The following is a 17,407-nucleotide window of genomic DNA, read 5'->3' as shown; positions in this document are numbered from 1 at the left end:
TCATGACGATGAATCTGGTGCTCCAAGGCCCGCAGGCCGATCCCGCCACACTGATGCGCCTGGCGCAACTGGCCAATCCCCAGCGCACCACGCAGCTGGGCGCACATTCACTACGCTGTGAGAGCGTGACGTTCGACGCCGACTTGAAAGAGCGCATCGCCGCCGCCGCGTTCGAGGCTGGCGTGGACGCCACCTTCATCGCCCCCGGCCGCTCGCTGGCCGACGTAGGCCTGGTGGCGATGGACATGGATTCGACGCTGATTACGATCGAGTGCATCGATGAAATCGCCGACATGCAGGGCCTCAAGCCGCAGGTGTCCGAAATCACCGAGGCGGCGATGCGGGGCGAACTCGATTTCTCGGAGAGCCTCAGGCGCCGCGTGGCCCTGCTGGCAGGCCTGGACGCAGGCGCCCTGCAGCGCGTCTATGACGAGCGCCTGCGCATCTCGCCGGGTGGCGAAGCGATGCTGCAGGCCGTACAGGCGGCCGGCATCAAGACGCTGCTGGTGTCGGGCGGCTTCACGTTCTTTACCGAGCGTCTCGGCGCGCGCCTGGGCCTGGACTACACGCACGCGAACGTGCTCGAGGTCGAAAACGGCAAGCTGACCGGTCGCGTCGTGGGCGGGATCGTCGATGCCGAGGAAAAGAAACGCACCGTCGAGCGCGTGTGTGCTGAACTGGGCATCTCGCCGTCGCACGCGGTCGTGATGGGCGATGGCGCCAACGACCTCAGGATGATGGGCATTGCCGGGCTGTCGGTGGCGTTTCGCGCCAAACCGGTCGTGCGGGCGCAGGCCGATGTGGCGCTGAACTTCTCCGGCCTGGATGGGTTGCTGACAATTCTAGGCTGATGAGCGCTCACGCAGGTAGACCGGTCTGCTGCGCCGCTGTAACACCTTGTAAAACCGTGCTCCCCCTTGCCCGCAAGCTCGTATGATGGGGTGATCAGGAGGAGCGCCATGAAAAATCTTGCGATCGTTATTGTGTCTCTGGGCGCGCTGGCCGGTTGCGCCGCGCCGGGCCCCTATTACAGCAATCAAGGCTATGTCCAAGCGGCAGATCCGAGCCAGTGGCGTGTCGTGTCCGTGACGCCCGTGCCAATCGGCACAGGCGCGCGCGTGGCATCGTCAGGTGGCAGTACGGTGACCTCGACCCCAGTGCCTGCGACAAGCTATTCGACGCCCTACTACACGCCGCAGCAGCCGGTGTACGTGCAGCAGCAGCCCGTGTATATCCAGCAGCAACCGGTCTACGTGCCGCAGCCAGTGTATGTCGAACAGCCGAACTACTGGTACCCGCCAATCTCGATCGGACTGGGCTTCGACTTCGGCCGCAGCAGCTGGCGCGGCCATCGTGGCCGAGGCTGGGGCGGCGGCATTGGAACGCACTTCCCGTACCGCAGGTAATACGCACCACCAGCCGGCCAATGCCGGCTTTTTTTTGCAGAAAAGCCGGGGTCAGGTCTGACATTCGGACACGGTCTCGACAATTGGGGGGGCGGAACCAGCTGGTACCGGCCCATGCTCATACCGGTCAAGACGCCGTTGGACATGCCTAACGCTGAGGTCGTGTCCGAATGTCAGACCTGACCCCGGCTGTACCACGGCCTTGCGCTTACGACAAATCCTGCAGATCTTTCTGCAGTGCTGGCTGGACCGAGAACTTGCTGAAGAATACTTCCAGGCCGCTACGTTGCGGCGTGCAGCACATAGGGCCGACCAGGTAGCGATCTGCGACGGGAAACGGTGCAAGGCGTAGCAAGGGCCACACGATGCCATCGACTGAATACTGCGCCCTGACAGTGCCGGCAGCAATGGTCACGCGAATCCAGAAGCCATCGCTGACGGAGGACGCGGGCATTACGGCCCAGTCGGACTTTTCATCCGTCAGCACGGTGCTGAACATCAGCTGATCGTCCGAGAACTCCGCACCGATCTTGATCCAGTGGGCCTCGTCGATCCTCACCATCAACCCCGCCTGGTCATACAACGCCTGAAAGTTTGCGCGTACATGCAGTTGGGCGGTAAATGCATGGTCGACAGGCTTGCCGAAGAAATGCCCGTTATCATGAATAAAATCGTATTGGGTGATGCGCCAGAAATCCGTCTTTTCGCCTATGATGACTTTTAATGTGTCATGGTCGATCTGAGATTCGGGTGGCGTGTGAAGCCAGGTGCATTCGTCAAACATATAAACTCTCTTTCATACTATGCCGCGGCTTCGCTCCAAAGCACTGGACCCGTAAGCCGGGCACCGGCTCTCGCCGAAGGATCAGGCGTCGCCAGTTCTTTCAATACTGAGAACAAGAACGCCGACAAGAATGATTGCTATGCCGGTCAGCTTCTGGAGCGAAGCCTGCTCTTGAAAGACCGCGATGCCAACGAGCGCGGTGATGGCAGTGCCACTGGCGGCCCACACCGCATACGTTACACCCATTTCCAACTGGCGCAAGGCAATCGCCATGAGCCAGACCGCTGCGATATAGAACAAGCCTGCCAGAAGCGCTGGCCCGATCTTGGTGAAGCCAGCCGATTGCCTGAGCGCAATCGTGCCAGCAACTTCTGAAATAACACTGATGCCCAGAACGATCCAGGCCATGAAAATCGCATTCATGGATTCCTCTCCATTTGCTCATCGACCACTTGTACCGAGTAGCGTGAGCAATGTATTGGAGCGGTACCTTGAGGGCGTGAGTGTAGACCATTCACCAATAAATTTTAACGCTGATTGCGAACGTTGCCTCCCGCTCAACTGCCAAACAGATCGTGCGCATCGAGAATCGCCCAAGCGATTTCGGGCCGCATGCTCAAGCAGCGCCGCACTGCCGCCGGTACGGATTGCCGCACCTTCTTGCACAGACCGGGCCGGTCTTCGAGCACGATCACGATGCCGCGAACACTGCGCACTTCGTTCGGCCCTGGCGCGATGTGCAGCGTCGCGCCGATGTTCTTCTGGATCAATTGCTGCACGTGCTGCAGGTCGGCGTGACTGTCGATGCGCTCGATGCGCTCGATCAGCTTCTGTTCATGCTGGCGCGTGATCGTCAACGGGCGCTGATCCAGATGCGGGTCGGCCAGAACGCGCGCGCGATCGCAGACGCAGGCACCCGGCGGGCACTCGACCCGCAGGGGCACGGCGACAGGCTGCGGACCTGTAATCGGGGCCGGCGCTGACTGGCCGGCAATGGGGGAGTTCACGCGGGTGGCGCCTTGACGTTGAGACCTGCTGATTCTACCCTGCCCCGGATACCTGGCGCATCACCATCCTGCCCCATCAGTTCAAGCGCATTGGGCATGGCCTCGCCCCCGACGGTGTTATCGCAGATGCACCACACGTTACGACCGGCGGCGCGATCGCGATCGATACGGCTGCGCCAGTGGCCGATCTCTTCAACCGGATACCGCGAATAATAGATGCGTGGGGCGCCGTGCAGGCGCAGATAGACGTCGGCATCGCTCGTCGGGACGTGTTCCCCCGGCTGGCCGGCGGCAGGGTCGGCAATCACGCGGATCACGCCGCACTCGCGCAGCGTCGCGGTGGCAACGTCGGAAAACCAGCTCGCGTGGCGCGCTTCGAACGCGATGCTGCAGCCGAATCGTTCACGCACTTGCCCGAAGAACGCATGGGCCAGAACGTCATCGACACCGAAGCGCGGCGGCAGCTGAACCAGCAGGCAGCCGAGCTTGTCGCCCAGCATGCCGGCTTCGTCATGGAAACGGTCCAACAACCCGGCGACATCCCGCAACCGGGCGTCGTGCGTGATCGCGCGCGGGACCTTGACCGAGAAGCGGAAGTGCCCGGGCACGCTGGCAGCCCAGCGTGCGTACGTATCGGGCTTGTGCGGCCGGTAGAACGACGAATTGATTTCCACTGCTGGCAACACGGCGGCGTAGCGTTCGAGATGGCTACCGCCGGCCGGAAACGCCGCGAAGTCCTTTTTTGCAAGGCTCCAGCCGGCGCAGCCGACCAGCAGGCTGCCGGGCATGTTCTGCTCAGGCATACGATCGTCTCATTTGTATTTTTGCAGCCATTCCAGCGAGCGAAGGCAGCGCGCGGCGCATGCCAGCGCTGGCGACGTGCAGACCGGGCGCCGCTTACAATAACAACATCGTATCGACCAAAGGAAGCCAGCATGACCGAACCAACCCACATCGTTTGCCCGCACTGCGACGCCGTCAACCGCATGCCGCACTCGCGCCTCGCGGACGCGCCGACCTGCGGCAAATGCACGCAGCCCCTGTTCACGGGGCGTCCGCTGGACGTCGACAGCGCGCGCTTCGAGCGCCATATCGGCCGCAATGATATCCCTGTGCTGGTGGACTTCTGGGCCGAATGGTGCGGCCCGTGCAAGATGATGGCGCCGGCATATGCGCAGGCGGCCGGCCAACTCGAGCCGGCAGTGCGACTGCTGAAAGTGGATACCGAGCGTGCCCAGGATCTGTCGGCGCGCTTTGCGATCCGCAGCATCCCGACGCTGGCGCTGTTCAAGGGCGGTCGCGAAGTCGCGCGCCAGTCCGGCGCGATGGATGCGGTGCGCCTGTCCGCGTGGGTGCGCCAGCACATCGGCTAGGTAGCGCGAGAAGGCAGGCAAATCCACAGATAGTGCTGCTACAATGGCAACAAAGGGGGTGGTCCCCGCTACAGGAGACGGGATGTCGCAAGAACTGATTCTGGAACGAAGTGTCGAAGACGGCAAGCACTGGGCACGCATCCTGTATGTGATCCATGCGCTGACGTTCTTCTTTTCGCTAGGCATGCTGTCGATCGTGCCGGTGATCGTCAACTACATGAAGCGCCCAGACACGGTCGGCACGCTGGTGCACAGCCATCACACGTGGATGATCCGCTCATTCTGGTGGTACGTGGTATGGATGGCGGTTGGCGCGGTGCTGTTTGCCACCATCATCGGCATCCCTGGCGCGTGGGTGGTGTGGTTCGTCGTGTGGGTCTGGAAAGCCTATCGGCTGATCCGCGGCTTCATCGATCTGAACAACAACCGCGCAATGCCGGTGTAAAGAAATGGGGCCCGCGGCCCCATTTTTCATCTCATAACGCGCTGAAGGCCTGAGCCAGATCGGCGATCAGGTCGGCCGGGTCTTCCAGGCCGACATTGAAGCGCACCAGCACCCCGCCGTCCCACCGGTCACGCAAGCTCTTGACCCGGTACGGCATCACGAGACTGTTAGGCCCGCCCCAGCTGTAGCCGATGCCAAATAGCGTCAGCGCATCGACCATGCGATCGACCTGCGCTTCGCCAAAGCACGCGTCGAACACCACCGAGAACAAGCCGCCCGCCCCCTTGAAGTCACGCTGCCAGAACGCATGGCCCGGGCAATCTTCGAATGCCGGATGCAGCACCTTGGCAACTTCGGGCCGCGCCTTGAACCAGGCGGCAATCTCGCGTGCGCTGGCGTCATGCCGTTCAAAGCGCATCTTCATGGTCGGCAAGCCGCGCTGCACCAGATAGGCATCGTCGGGGCTCACGCCCAGCCCCAGGCGCATGTGCGCCAGCGCCAGACGATCGTTCAGCGCCCGGTCGCGCGTGATCACGGCGCCCATCAACAGGTCCGCGCCGCCCGACTGGTACTTGGTCAGCGCGTGCATGACAATGTCGGCGCCCATCTCAAAACCGCGCAGGGCCAGCCCCGCCGACCACGTGTTGTCGAGCGCGACGAGCACGCCCCGCGCGTGCGCGGCGTGGCACAGCGCGGGCAGATCGGGCACTTCCATCGACACCGAGCCCGGCGCCTCGGTCCACAGCAGCTTCGTGTTTGCTTGGATCATCGCGCCAATGCCGGCGCCGATCATCGGATCGTAGTAGCGCGCAGTCACGCCGAAATCGGCGCACAGCCAGCGGCCCAGTTCGCGGTTCGGGTTGTAGACATTCTCGGGCAACAGCACGTCGTCGCCGCTTTTGAGCAGCGCGAAGTCAACCATCGCGATCGCAGACAGGCCCGATGGCGTGAGCAGGCAGTGGTTGCCGCCCTCGATCTCGGCCAGCTTGCCTTCGAGCGTGAACGTGGTCGGCGTGCCGTGCAAGCCGTAGGTATAGGCGGTCTTGTCTGTCCACTGGCTCGCACGCATCGCCGCCGTGTTTGCAAATAGCACCGTCGACGCTCGGTGCGTCGCCGGCGGGAAAGCATCGAACCCCGCCGGTGCCACATAGTCGCTATGAACCAGCGTGGTCTGGATCGACTTGGCGCTCATGAAGTCAGTGGCTTAGACGGGATTGGCCCACAAGTCGTGCGCATCGGCCTTCGTGATGACGACGTCGGCGAACTGGCCGACGACCAGTTTGCTCTTGCCTGGCACGAGCGGCCGCTTGATGTGCACGACGCCGTCGATTTCGGGTGCATCGGCGCTCGAGCGGCCGATCGCTTCACGCGCGCCGACTTCATCGATCAGGACGCGCAGCGTCTTGCCGACCTTGGCCTGCAGGCGCTTGGCCGAGATCTCTTCTTGCAGCAGCATGACGCGCGCGCGGCGCTCTTCACGCACTTCTTCGGGCACCGGGTTCTCGAGCAGGTTCGCGGTCGCGCCGTCGACTGGCGAATAGGCGAAGCATCCCAGGCGGTCGATCTGCGCTTCTTTCAGGAAGTCGAGCAGGTACTCGAATTCGGCCTCGGTCTCACCCGGGAAACCCGCGATGAAGGTCGAGCGGATCGTCAGGTCAGGGTTCATCGAACGCCATTTCAGGATGCGCTCGAGGTTTTTCTCGCCGCTGGCCGGGCGCTTCATGCGCTTGAGCACGTCCGGGTGCGCATGCTGCATCGGGATGTCGAGGTACGGCAGCACGTGGCCATCGGCCATGAACGGGATCGCATGGTCGACGTGCGGGTAAGGATAGACGTAGTGCAGACGCACCCAGGCGTCGTACTGGCGCGCGAGCTGGCCCAGTGCTTCGACCAGCTGCGTCATGTGCGTCTTGATCGGACGGCCATTCCAGAAGCCGGTGCGGAACTTGACGTCCACGCCGTAGGCGCTGGTGTCCTGCGAGATCACGAGCAGTTCCTTGACGCCCGCCTTGAACAGGTTCTCGGCTTCGACCAGCACTTCGTCGATGCGGCGCGAGACCAGATCACCGCGCATCGACGGAATGATGCAGAAGCTGCAGCGGTGGTTGCAGCCTTCGGAAATCTTCAGGTAGGCGTAGTGCTTCGGCGTGAGCTTCACGCCGTGGTTCGGGACCAGGTCGATGAATGGATCGTGCGGCTTCGGCAAGTGCAGGTGGACTGAGTCCATCACCTCGGCCAGCGCGTGCGGGCCGGTCACGGCCAGCACCTTCGGGTGCACCTTGGTGATGATGTCGTCGCCCGCGGCATCCTTCTTGGCGCCCAGGCAGCCGGTGACGATGACCTTGCCGTTTTCGGCCAGCGCTTCGCCGATGGCGTCGAGCGACTCCTGCACGGCGGCGTCGATGAAACCGCAGGTGTTGACGATCACCAGGTCCGCCCCGTCGTACGTGTTGGCAGTCTGGTAGCCTTCGGCGCGCAACTGGGTCAGGATCTGTTCAGAATCGACCAGCGCCTTGGGGCAGCCAAGCGAGACAAAGCCGACCTTCGGCGCGATCACACCGGGCATCGGCGCCGGAATGATGACGGCGGGTGCCTTGGCTGCAGCAGCCAGGCTGCTCGAGTTGGCGGAAGGAGTACGACGGAGTTCAGACATGGGCGGGCGGCAAAGTGTTTGGGCAATCCGCGATTGTACCTGAACCGGGCCTCGTAGGTGAGGCCCTGCCCCCCGAATAGTGGCTGACTTATTTCTTGTCGGTCGGCGGCGGGGTGATGCCCGGGAATGGGAACACGCCGAACATGGCCTTGCTCTGGCTCTGCATCTGCTCCTGCATCTGGATGAACAGGTTCTTGCTCTGGTCGATGTAGTTGTTCATCATGCCCTGCATCATCGGGCCCTGGACGTTCATGAATTGCGTCCACATCTCGGGGCTGAATGGCTTGCCCTCGACCGCGCCGGTGGCGTTGCTGGTGAATTTGTGCTGGATGTCGGTAAAAGCCTGGACGTTCTTTTCCAGGTACGACCCCATCATGCCCTGCATCGCGTGGCCGTAGTAGCGGATGATTTGCGCCAGCACCGAGCTCGAGAACATCGGCGCGCCGTTCGCTTCTTCTTCAAGGATGATCTGGAGCAGGATCGCGCGAGTCAGGTCTTCGCTGCTTTTGGCGTCGACCACCGTGAAGTCGTCGGCGTCGAGCACCAGCTGTTTCACGTCAGACAACGTGATGTAGGAACTGGTCTGCGTGTCGTACAGGCGACGGTTCGGGTATTTCTTGATCAGGCGTTCTGCACTCTTCTTCACACTGCTCATCTCTGTTTCCATGGTTTGCGTCGCCGCTTCGAGAGCCGCGCACTTTATGATTATTTTGCCCGGCGTGGCCGGCTCGTCTCCGCCCTTGCCACGGCCAAATCGACCGTGGGGGACGCCAGACACCTTACCACGCAATTGTGGCAGTTGCAGCAATTACCAGATGCATCACAAGTATGGCTTTTCTGTCAATACATGCGGTTGTCGGCTAGTCGCCCCTGACCTGCACATAGCGCCCTGGCGCTGGCTCGGATGGTGGAAAGTCGCTGCTGCCGGCGGCGCCAGGGGCCGGCACCTGCGCGCCGCCGTGCTCGGCCAGGAAGTTGGCCCACGCCGGCCACCAGCTGCCTTTGTGCTCCGCAGCACTCTCGAGCCAGGCGCTATCCGTCTTCGGGCGCGACTTGCCGCCCTTGTCGTTGATCCAGTGACTGCGCTTGTTTTTCGAGGCCGGATTGATGACGCCGGCGATGTGGCCCGAGGCGCCCAGCACGAAGCGGTTCGCTTTCGGGTTGCGGGGATTGAGCAGCTGCATCGAGGCAAATGCTGCCGTCCACGGCACGATATGGTCCTCCTTCGAGCCGTAGACGAACACCGGCGCGTCGATGGCGCCCAGGTCGACCGGTACGCCGCACACCGTCAGCGCGCCCGGCTGCTTCAGCTTGTTCTCAAGGTACATATTGCGCAAGTACCAGCAGAACATCGGGCCTGGCAGATTGGTGCTGTCGGCGTTCCAGTACAGCAAATCGAACGCCGGCGGCTCCTTGCCCTTCAGGTAGTTCTGCTGGACATAGTTCCAGACCAGGTCGTTAGGACGCAGCGACGAGAACGTTGTGGCCAGGTCGCGGCCCGGCATCAGGCCGCCAGCAGCGAGCTTCTGCTCGCGCAGCGCCACCTGGGTTTCGTCGATGAACACCTCGAGCACGCCAGCGTCGGAAAAGTCCAGCAGCGTGGTCAGCAGCGACAGGCTGGCAGCCGGCTGGCGCCCGCGCGCGGCCAGCACGGCCAGCGCCGTGGCAGCGATGGTGCCGCCAACGCAAAAGCCGAACACGTGCGCTTTTTCTTGCCCGCTGATCTCGGCCACGACATCGAGCGCGCGGATCGCGCCGTCTTCGACGTAATCGTCCCAGCGTAGATGCGACTGGCTGCGGTCCGGATTACGCCAGGACACCATGAAGACGGTATGGCCCTGCGCCACCACGTAGCGCACCAGCGAATTTTCGGGTTGCAGGTCAAGGATGTAGAACTTGTTGATGCACGGCGGGATCATCACCAGCGGCACGCTGTGCACGTTCGGCGTAACGGGCGTGTACTGGATCAGCTGGAACAGCGCGTTTTCGAACACGACCTGACCGGCCGTGTTGCCGACATTGCGGCCAACTTCGAAGGCCGTTTCGTCCGATTGCGAAATACGGCCCTTCTGCAGGTCGGTCAGCATATTGGTCAAGCCCTTGGTCAGGCTTTCGCCCTGGGTCTCGATCATCTGCTGCTGCGCTTCCGGATTGGTCGCCAGGAAGTTGGCCGGCGACATGGCGTCGATCATTTGCTGCACCGAAAAGCGCAGCTTCTGGCGCTCGCGCGGGCCGACCTCGACCGCATCGGCCATGGCCATCATGCATTCGGCGTTGAGCAGGTACGACGCGGCCGAGAATGCCGACAGCGGATTGCCGCGCCATTCAGCGGCCGCAAAGCGCCGGTCGCTCAGCTCGGGCGTCTTGCCCAGCATCACGTCTTGCCACAGCTGAGTTGCTTTCTTGAGATAATCGTCGCGGATCGCTTCCATGCGCGCCGTGTCGATGCTGGCGCCGGCATCTTTCAGGAAGCCGGCCAGCCCACCGGCGCCGCCCGGGGCTGGCATCGGGGGCACCGCTGGCATGGTGGACATCATCGTCATCCAGGGTTGCCAGGCGGCGGGATCGGACCATTGGGACAACCAGGCGGCGGCAAGCGCTTGTGGATCAGGCATGTTCATGTGGGCATCCGTTGTTAGAATCGCGTCTCTTCAACCAGGAACTACAACCAGGAACTACAGCATGTGGATCGTTGCCATCGCCTGGATATACGTGGTCGTGCTCATGGCAGCGACCGAACCGACCGTCGTGGCCGGCATCATGACGTTCGTGTTTTATTGCGCACTGCCATTATCCATACTTTTTTATATCACTGGCGCAAAACGGCGCCGGCGGCGCAGCCAAACGCCGCCGCCGCGCAAGAACGCGGATGCACGGCGCGAGTCGCCCGCACAAGACATGGACGACGGGGGCGGTGACGGCGACTGAGCCGTACCGCATCGTGCGCCGGGTCTATTTGCGCCAGATAACGCTGGCCTGGCGGCCCGTCACGCCATCGCGGCGATAGGAATACAAGCGCTCGGGCGCACTGGCTGTACAGAGTCCGCCACCATGCACGCGTTCGACCCCGTCGCGCGCGAGTGTCAAGCGGGCCAGCATGAACATATCGGCCAGGTATTTGCCGGAGCGCCCCGGATAGGCAGAAAAGCAGGCACGTGTTGCGTCGCCCGGCAGCGCCGCGGCAAATGCAGCCACCACGTCGTCGCCGACCTCGAACGCGGCGGGACCGATTGCCGGCCCCAGCCACGCGGTGATCTCGCCTGCGCCGGCCGCGCGCATCGCGCGCACAGTGGCGCCCAACACGCCGCCGGCCAGGCCGCGCCAGCCGGCGTGCGCCGCGCCCACCACCTTGCCGTCCAAGTCGGCAAACAGCACCGGCAGACAATCGGCAGTGAGGATGGCGCACACGATGCCAGGGGTCGTGGCGATGCTGGCGTCGCCCGTGCGCACCGGCTGGTCGGGGCCCACGGTGCCGGCATCGACGACGTCGGCACCGTGCACCTGGGCGATCCAGGCCGGGCGGCCCGGCAACCAGCCTTGCAACAAGGCGCGGTTGGCGGCGACGGCGTCTGGCTTGTCGCTGACGTGCGAGCCCAGATTCAGGCCCCCGCCACCCTTGCCGTCGTCGTAAGGACCAACGGAGACGCCGCCTTCACGGCTGGTCGCCAGCGCGCCGACGGTTGCCGGCAAATCCGGCCACTCGGGCCAGACCAGCGCCGACCGCGGCAACGCGCTCATACGCGGTAAGTGACGACGCCGTGGTCGTCGTCTGGCGCGGCCTCGATCGCCGTGCCGAACTCGCCCAGCTCCGGCTCTTCGATACCCGCGCGTGCGATCAGCTCGGCGAAATCGTCGGCCAGCGGCACCGTCCATTCGCATTGCTCGCCGGTCGCGGGATGCACGAGTCCCAAGCGGCGCGCCTGCAGCGCCTGGCGTGGGAACACCGGCGTCAGGTGACGCTTGCCGTAGACGGCGTCGCCGACGAGCGAGAAGCCCAGCGACTGCATGTGCACGCGAATCTGGTGGGTGCGGCCCGTTTCAAGACGGCAGCGCACCAGCGTGACCGGACGCCGATCGAGCTCGCCCGAAATGACGCGCTCGTAATGGGTGATCGCCGGCTTGGCGAACGGGCTGCTCGAGACCGCCATCTTGACGCGGTCTTTTGCATCGCGCCCCATCGGGCTGTCGATCGTGCCCGACAGGCGTGGTGTACCCCACACCAGCGCGAAGTATTCGCGCTTGACGGTGCGCGCCTGCAGTTGGCGCACGAGGTCGGTCTGCGCGGCGAGCGTTTTGCCGACCACCATCAGGCCACTGGTATCCTTGTCGAGACGGTGGACGATGCCGGCGCGCGGCACGCCGACCAGTTGCGGGCAATGATGCAGCAGGCCGTTGAGCAGCGTGCCGGTCCAGTTGCCCGAACCCGGGTGCACGACGAGGCCAGCCGGCTTGTTGACGACCATGATGTCGTCGTCTTCATACACGATGGTCAGTTCCATCGCTTCCGGCGCGAACGCCGTGTCTTCAGGCGCAGCTTGTGGCACGACTACAATGGCTTCGTCGCCATAGGCCGTGTCCTTGCCCCGGGCCGGTTTGCCGTCAACCGTGATGTGGCCGCTGTCGAACCATTGCTGCAGGCGGCTGCGCGAGAACTGGGGCACGAGGCCAGCCACGACCTTGTCGAGGCGCTGGCCGCAGTGTTCCTCTTGCAGCGCAAGGGTAATGGGCGACAGATCGGTGCCTGGCAACGGGACGAACCCGATCTCCAGTTCATCGTCAAAATCAGGGTCAATCGGTAAATCCGCCGGATTCGGCGCAGGAGTTAATATCACGTGAGTCCCATCGGCTATAATCAGCCGTTCGTTGAATCTAGGTAAAACATTTCTTGCAAAAAGCTATGCAAAAAAAATTGTCTGTGTTGGTCGCTACTTGCGCCCTCGTCGGTCTGTCGGCATGCAGTATGCTGCCAAAGGCCAAGGACGAGTCCAAAAACTGGTCGGCGGAGAAATTATACGCTGAGGCGCGCGAAGAGATGGCAGGTGGGCACTATGAAGCCGCAATCCCGTTGTTCCAGCGGCTCGAAACCAACTTCCCATTCGGCGTCTACGCAACACAAGCGCAGATGGAAGTGGCGTATGCCCACTACAAGTCGGCTGACCAGGCGCAAGCGCTGGCAGCGGTCGAGCGCTTCATCAAGCTGCACCCGAACCACCCCCAGGTCGACTACATGTACTACCTGCGTGGCCTGATCAATTTCAACGATCAGCTCGGGTTCTTCAGCTTCGTGTACTCGCAGGATCCGACCGAGCGCGATCCGCGTGCAACGCGTGAAGCGTTCGCCGCGTTCAAGGCGCTGGTCGACAAGTACCCGAACAGCAAGTACGCGGCTGACGCCACCGAGCGCATGAGCTATCTGATCAATGCGATGGCCCAGTACGAAGTGCACGTGGCGAATTACTACTACCGCCGCGGCTCGTACCTGGCGGCGCTCAATCGTGCCCAGGATGCGGTGACCAACTACACCGATGCCCCGGCGCGCGAAGAAGCGCTGTTCATCATGATCCGCTCGTACGACAAGCTCGGCATGCCGCTGCTGCGCGACGATACGCAGCGTGTATTCGCGCTGAACTATCCCGACAGCTACTTCCTGAATCCGAACGCACGCGGCGATGCGCCGTGGTGGAAGTTCTGGTCCAAAGGTGGCGCCAAGGCGTCGCCGAAGGATGCGGTGCAGTAAGCAGCAACAAGCACGTAGGGTGGACGGCTATGCCGTCCACGCGTTCAAACCTCGGCCCGGAATAGGCAAAGGCGATTTGAACGCGTGGGCGGGATACCCGCCCACCCTACGACGTTTACCCGATAGCGTCGGCGATGCGGCGCCGGAATACCCACGATCGCTCGCTCGATGCTGCCGGCTCGAACGCGTAGCCGTCGACATCGAAGGCCTTGAGCCCCTCGGGATCGGTGACGCCGTTCTCGGTGGCGTAGCGCGCCATCATTCCGCGCGCCCGCTTGGCGTAGAACGAGATGATCTTGTAGTTGCCGTTCTTCCAGTCCTGGAACACGGGTTCGATGACGGGCGCGCTCAGCAGCTTGGGCTTGACCGACTTGAAGTACTCGGTCGAGGCCAGATTCACCAGCGCCGTCGAGCCGGTCTCGGCCAGTTGCCGGTTCAGGGCCCTGGTGATCGTCTCGCCCCAGAACGCATACAGGTCCTTGCCGCGCGGGGTGGCCAGCCGGGTGCCCATTTCCAGTCGATACGGATGCATCTGGTCGAGCGGGCGCAGCACGCCGTACAGGCCCGACAGGATGCGCACGTGGCGCTGGGCGAAGGTCAGCGCATCGGCCGTCAGCGTGCGCGCGTCGAACCCGGTGTAGACGTCGCCATTGAACGACATGATGGCCGGTCGCGCTTCGGCATGATCGGCGTCCCAGTGGGCATAACGCACGACGTTGAGCATCGACAGCGCATCGGACAGGTCCATCAATTCGCTGATCGATGCGGGCGAATGGCCACGCAAAACCTCGATCAGTTCGCCCGCGTGGGCAATGAAGTCGGGCGTGGACTGGTGCGGCGTGGTCAAGGGCGATTCGAGATCGAGGGACTTGGCGGGAGACAGGACAATCAGCATGGCCGTACGAAACTTTTTCATCAATAGACAACCGACATGATAACCGCTCCAGCCCAACCCATCGTCATCGACACCAATGTGCTGCTCGACCTGTTCGTGTTCCACGATCCGCGCTGGGCCGACCTGCTTGCCGCCATCGAGGCGCGCGCAATCGACGCCATCACGCGCGCCGACTGCCGCGACGAATACCTGGCGGTGCTGCACTACAAGCACCTGCCGCTGGACGACGACAGCCGCCTGGCAGCGGCCGCGCGCTTCGACGCCCTGCTGCGCGTGGTTGCCGTCGATTCGAAAGCGATCCGCCTTCCCGTGTGCACCGACCGCGACGACCAGAAATTCCTGGAACTCGCGCGCGACGCCGGCGCGTCAATGTTGATCAGCAAGGACAAGGCGCTGCTCAAGCTCGGACGCAAGACGGCGCAGGCGGGCCTGTTTCGCATCATGCTGCCCGAAGCGTGGATCGCCACGTGGCGCCAGACCAGGGCCGAAGGCGCGCTAAAATAAGGCTTTACCCCACTTGCTGTCGATCAGGATGCATTCATGAGCCTTTCACCGCTGGTCTCCCGCCTGCCGCACGTCGGCACCACCGTGTTTACCCGCATGTCGCAGCTGGCCATTGACCATGGCGCCGTCAACCTGGGCCAGGGCTTCCCCGATTTTGCGTGCGACCCGGCGCTGGTCGACCTGGTGACCGACGCCATGCGCGCCGGGCATAACCAGTATCCGCCGATGACCGGCCTGCCAGCGCTGCGCGGGGCGATCGCGGCCAAGATCGAAACCACCTACGGCCATCGCTACGATGCGAATGCCGAAATCACCGTCACCGCCGGCGCCAGCCAGGCCATCCAGTCGGCGATCCTGGCCGTCGTGCATCCGGGCGACGAGGTCATCGTCATCGAGCCGGCCTACGACTGCTATGCGCCGGCCATTGCGCTGGCAGGCGGCGTCGTGGTGCCGGTGACGATGCGGCTGGACGCCGATGGCTACCGCGTGGCGTGGGACGACGTGCGGGCAGCGGTCACGCCGCGCACGCGCATGGTCGTCATCAACACCCCGCACAACCCCACCGGCACCATCCTGCGCCAGGCCGATCTCGACGCCCTGGTGACAATCGTGCAGGACACGCAGATCCTGGTGCTGTCGGACGAAGTCTACGAACACATGGTGTTCGACGGCGAGCCGCATGCGTCGGTGGCGCGCCATCCGGCCCTGGCCGAACGCGCATTCGTCGTATCGAGCTTTGGCAAGACCTTCCACGTCACCGGCTGGAAGATCGGCTACGTGGCCGCGCCGGCCGCCTTGATGGTCGAGTTTCGCAAGGTCCACCAGTACAACGTCTTTTGCGTCAACGCGCCGATGCAGCATGCGATTGCCGCCTACCTGCAGGACCCGGCCCCGTGGCGCGACCTGCCGGCGTTCTACCAGGCCAAGCGCGACCTGTTTCGCTCGAGCCTGGCCAACTCACGCTTTACGCTCTTGCCGTCGGACGGCACCTACTTCCAGTGCGTGCGCTACGACGCGATCTCGGACTTGGGCGAAGCGGACTTCGCCGAATGGCTGACCCGCGAGATCAAGGTGGCCGCCATTCCCGTCTCGGCGTTCTACAGCCAGCCGAAGGAGTCGCACGTGGTGCGTTTCTGCTTTGCGAAAAAAGACGAGACGCTGCAGCTTGCGCTGGAGCGTCTCGCGCGCTTGTAAGCTCAGTTGTCAGCGCAGTGTCATCGGTACCTAGTGGGCGGCAGGCGTCGCCGCCCCGAGCGCCTTCTGGTCAGGGTCCAGGCGCTTGACCAGTATCTGGTCGATCCGGTGATGGTCGACGTCGAGCACCTCGAAGCGCATGCCTTCGTACTCGACGCTGTCGGTCTGCTTGGGCACCTTGCGCAGCATGAACATCATGAAGCCGGCCGCCGTTTCGTAGCGCTCTTCTTCGGGCAGTGACTGCAGGTCGATCACGCGCTTCATTTCAGCCACCGGGGTACTACCGTCAATCAGCCACGAACCGTCTTCGCGCTGCATCGTTTGCTGGTCGGCTTCCAGCGGGCTGCCCCAACGCCCCATGACGGTCACCATGATGTCCGACAGCGTGATCACGCCGACGACGAACGCATATTCGTTGATGACGACCGCGAAGGTCTCCTTGCTGGACCGGAAACGATCGAGCAGCTCGGACAGCGTCAGGCTGTCGGGGATGATCAGCACCGTGCGGATGGTCGATTCGCTCAGGTGAAAGTGCGACTGGTTGTTCAAGAGGCGCACCAGGATGTCGCGCGTGTCGACATAGCCGACCACGCGGTCGATCACGCCGTCGCAGACGGGGAATTTCGACAGCGAATGCGCAGCGATCTTCTGGCGCACGCTTTCTTCGGGTTCGGTCAGGTCGAAGAACACGATATTCTCGCGCGTCGTCATCGTCGACGTCACGGCGCGCGACTCGAGTTCGAACACGTTCTCGATGAAGTGCTGCTCCTGCTTTTGCAGCACGCCCGCCTGCGCGCCCGCTTCCACGACGGCCGAAATTTCATCGAACGTGATGCGGTCTTCGCGCGTCATGTTGATGCCAAAGAGCTTGAACAAGCCGTTGGCGATCACGTTGAGCGTCCACGAAAACGGCTTGAACAGGCGAATGACGAACAGCACCGGGCGGATCACCGCCATCGCCGTCGTCTCGGGCGAAATCAAGGCCAGGCGCTTGGGCATCAGGTCCGAAAACAGCACGAACAACGTGGTGACGAACACGAACGACAGCGTGAAGGCGATGTTGTCGCGACCCGGGCCCGCGTAGAACATGGACAGCCACTCGAGGAAGAACGGACGCAATGCGCCTTCGCCCAGAATACCGCCAAGGATGGCAATGGCGTTCAGGCCAAGCTGCGAGGCGGCGAAGAAGTCGGCCGAATGCGCCTGCAGCGCCATGACCTTGCGGGCACGGTCGTCGCCCGCCTCGGCCAGCAATTTGAGTTTGATTTTGCGGGCGCCTGCCAGCGAGATTTCGGTGAGCGACAGGAAGCCCGCCGCAAGCACCAGCACGGCCAGCAAGGCCAAATGTTCGAACAAGTTCATGGGACACCCGGGGTACTGTTATTGGGTCACGCTCGTTGACCGGGGAA

At 63.1% G+C, this 17,407-nt stretch carries 20 protein-coding genes; 8 read left to right on the top strand and 12 right to left on the bottom strand.

Going from position 1 to position 17,407, the window contains the following annotated elements; all coding sequences use genetic code 11:
• Positions 1–2: 2 nt before the first annotated feature.
• Together serB and RCH14_RS17655 are read left to right on the top strand one after the other, a co-directional pair.
• The gene (serB, locus tag RCH14_RS17660) at positions 3–851 is read left to right on the top strand and encodes a phosphoserine phosphatase SerB (protein ID WP_343027407.1); all 849 of its coding nucleotides are present in this window, start codon (positions 3–5) and stop codon (positions 849–851) included.
• Between the two features lie 108 nt (positions 852–959).
• Complete coding sequence (locus RCH14_RS17655; protein WP_343027406.1) at positions 960–1,406, top strand: hypothetical protein; 447 nt, start codon at positions 960–962, stop codon at positions 1,404–1,406.
• Positions 1,407–1,614: 208 nt separating this feature from the next.
• Here the strand turns inward: RCH14_RS17655 and RCH14_RS17650 are convergent, their stop codons facing one another.
• The 4 genes from RCH14_RS17650 to RCH14_RS17635 all read right to left on the bottom strand — a co-directional run bounded on the left by RCH14_RS17650 (position 1,615) and on the right by RCH14_RS17635 (position 4,000).
• The gene (locus tag RCH14_RS17650; protein ID WP_343027405.1) at positions 1,615–2,190 is read right to left on the bottom strand and encodes a DUF1349 domain-containing protein; all 576 of its coding nucleotides are present in this window, start codon (positions 2,188–2,190) and stop codon (positions 1,615–1,617) included.
• Between the two features lie 81 nt (positions 2,191–2,271).
• Complete coding sequence (locus RCH14_RS17645) at positions 2,272–2,613, bottom strand: multidrug efflux SMR transporter (RefSeq protein WP_343027404.1); 342 nt, start codon at positions 2,611–2,613, stop codon at positions 2,272–2,274.
• 134 nt (positions 2,614–2,747) lie between these two features.
• Entirely contained in the window at positions 2,748–3,134 is a 387-nt protein-coding gene (locus RCH14_RS17640; protein ID WP_343027453.1) for a hypothetical protein, read from the bottom strand.
• Positions 3,135–3,193: 59 nt separating this feature from the next.
• Positions 3,194–4,000 (bottom strand): DUF72 domain-containing protein, encoded by an 807-nt coding sequence (locus RCH14_RS17635; protein WP_343027403.1) that lies wholly within the window; start codon positions 3,998–4,000, stop codon positions 3,194–3,196.
• 132 nt (positions 4,001–4,132) lie between these two features.
• Here RCH14_RS17635 and trxC point away from each other — a divergent pair, with 132 nt between their 5' ends.
• A complete protein-coding gene (trxC, locus tag RCH14_RS17630; protein ID WP_343027402.1) occupies positions 4,133–4,570 on the top strand; it encodes a thioredoxin TrxC in 438 nt (145 codons plus the stop codon).
• Positions 4,571–4,652: 82 nt separating this feature from the next.
• The gene (locus RCH14_RS17625; protein ID WP_343027401.1) at positions 4,653–5,015 is read left to right on the top strand and encodes a hypothetical protein; all 363 of its coding nucleotides are present in this window, start codon (positions 4,653–4,655) and stop codon (positions 5,013–5,015) included.
• 31 nt (positions 5,016–5,046) lie between these two features.
• Here the strand turns inward: RCH14_RS17625 and RCH14_RS17620 are convergent, their stop codons facing one another.
• The 4 genes from RCH14_RS17620 to phaC all read right to left on the bottom strand — a co-directional run bounded on the left by RCH14_RS17620 (position 5,047) and on the right by phaC (position 10,289).
• Entirely contained in the window at positions 5,047–6,207 is a 1,161-nt protein-coding gene (locus RCH14_RS17620) for a cystathionine beta-lyase (RefSeq protein WP_343027400.1), read from the bottom strand.
• A 12-nt stretch (positions 6,208–6,219) separates the two neighbouring features.
• Complete coding sequence (rimO, locus tag RCH14_RS17615) at positions 6,220–7,581, bottom strand: 30S ribosomal protein S12 methylthiotransferase RimO (RefSeq protein WP_343027452.1); 1,362 nt, start codon at positions 7,579–7,581, stop codon at positions 6,220–6,222.
• 175 nt (positions 7,582–7,756) lie between these two features.
• Positions 7,757–8,323: a polyhydroxyalkanoate synthesis repressor PhaR gene (gene phaR / locus RCH14_RS17610; RefSeq protein WP_343027399.1), complete on the bottom strand. Its 567-nt coding sequence runs from the start codon at positions 8,321–8,323 to the stop codon at positions 7,757–7,759.
• A 205-nt stretch (positions 8,324–8,528) separates the two neighbouring features.
• The gene (phaC, locus tag RCH14_RS17605; RefSeq protein ID WP_343027398.1) at positions 8,529–10,289 is read right to left on the bottom strand and encodes a class I poly(R)-hydroxyalkanoic acid synthase; all 1,761 of its coding nucleotides are present in this window, start codon (positions 10,287–10,289) and stop codon (positions 8,529–8,531) included.
• A gap of 61 nt (positions 10,290–10,350) precedes the next feature.
• On the opposite strand from phaC, the gene RCH14_RS17600 reads away from it, so the two are divergent.
• Positions 10,351–10,596 (top strand): hypothetical protein, encoded by a 246-nt coding sequence (locus RCH14_RS17600; RefSeq protein WP_343027397.1) that lies wholly within the window; start codon positions 10,351–10,353, stop codon positions 10,594–10,596.
• 24 nt (positions 10,597–10,620) lie between these two features.
• On the opposite strand, the gene pgeF is transcribed toward RCH14_RS17600, so the two are convergent.
• Both pgeF and RCH14_RS17590 read right to left on the bottom strand, forming a co-directional pair.
• Complete coding sequence (pgeF, locus tag RCH14_RS17595; protein ID WP_343027396.1) at positions 10,621–11,406, bottom strand: peptidoglycan editing factor PgeF; 786 nt, start codon at positions 11,404–11,406, stop codon at positions 10,621–10,623.
• Positions 11,403–12,500 carry an RluA family pseudouridine synthase gene (locus RCH14_RS17590; protein WP_343027395.1) on the bottom strand — a complete coding sequence of 366 codons (1,098 nt, stop codon included), beginning with the start codon at positions 12,498–12,500 and terminating at the stop codon, positions 11,403–11,405. Before RCH14_RS17590 ends, pgeF begins: the two co-directional genes overlap by 4 nt.
• 65 nt (positions 12,501–12,565) lie before the next feature.
• Here RCH14_RS17590 and RCH14_RS17585 point away from each other — a divergent pair, with 65 nt between their 5' ends.
• Positions 12,566–13,405, top strand: a complete 840-nt coding sequence (locus RCH14_RS17585) for an outer membrane protein assembly factor BamD (protein ID WP_343027394.1) — start codon at positions 12,566–12,568, stop codon at positions 13,403–13,405.
• Positions 13,406–13,520: 115 nt separating this feature from the next.
• Here the strand turns inward: RCH14_RS17585 and yaaA are convergent, their stop codons facing one another.
• Positions 13,521–14,300, bottom strand: coding sequence for a peroxide stress protein YaaA (gene yaaA / locus RCH14_RS17580; protein WP_343027451.1), 780 nt, complete (start codon positions 14,298–14,300; stop codon positions 13,521–13,523).
• 36 nt (positions 14,301–14,336) lie between these two features.
• On the opposite strand from yaaA, the gene RCH14_RS17575 reads away from it, so the two are divergent.
• On the top strand, positions 14,337–14,804 hold the full coding sequence (locus RCH14_RS17575) for a putative toxin-antitoxin system toxin component, PIN family (protein WP_343027393.1): 468 nt from the start codon (positions 14,337–14,339) through the stop codon (positions 14,802–14,804).
• A gap of 36 nt (positions 14,805–14,840) precedes the next feature.
• Positions 14,841–15,998 carry a pyridoxal phosphate-dependent aminotransferase gene (locus tag RCH14_RS17570; protein ID WP_343027392.1) on the top strand — a complete coding sequence of 386 codons (1,158 nt, stop codon included), beginning with the start codon at positions 14,841–14,843 and terminating at the stop codon, positions 15,996–15,998.
• Positions 15,999–16,028: 30 nt separating this feature from the next.
• On the opposite strand, the gene RCH14_RS17565 is transcribed toward RCH14_RS17570, so the two are convergent.
• Positions 16,029–17,360, bottom strand: coding sequence for a hemolysin family protein (locus RCH14_RS17565; RefSeq protein ID WP_343027391.1), 1,332 nt, complete (start codon positions 17,358–17,360; stop codon positions 16,029–16,031).
• Between the last annotated feature and the right edge of the window lie 47 nt (positions 17,361–17,407).

The organism is Massilia sp. MP_M2, assembly GCF_039123635.1.
Classification (GTDB): domain Bacteria; phylum Pseudomonadota; class Gammaproteobacteria; order Burkholderiales; family Burkholderiaceae_D; genus Telluria.
This window is presented reverse-complemented; position numbering and strand designations above follow the sequence as displayed.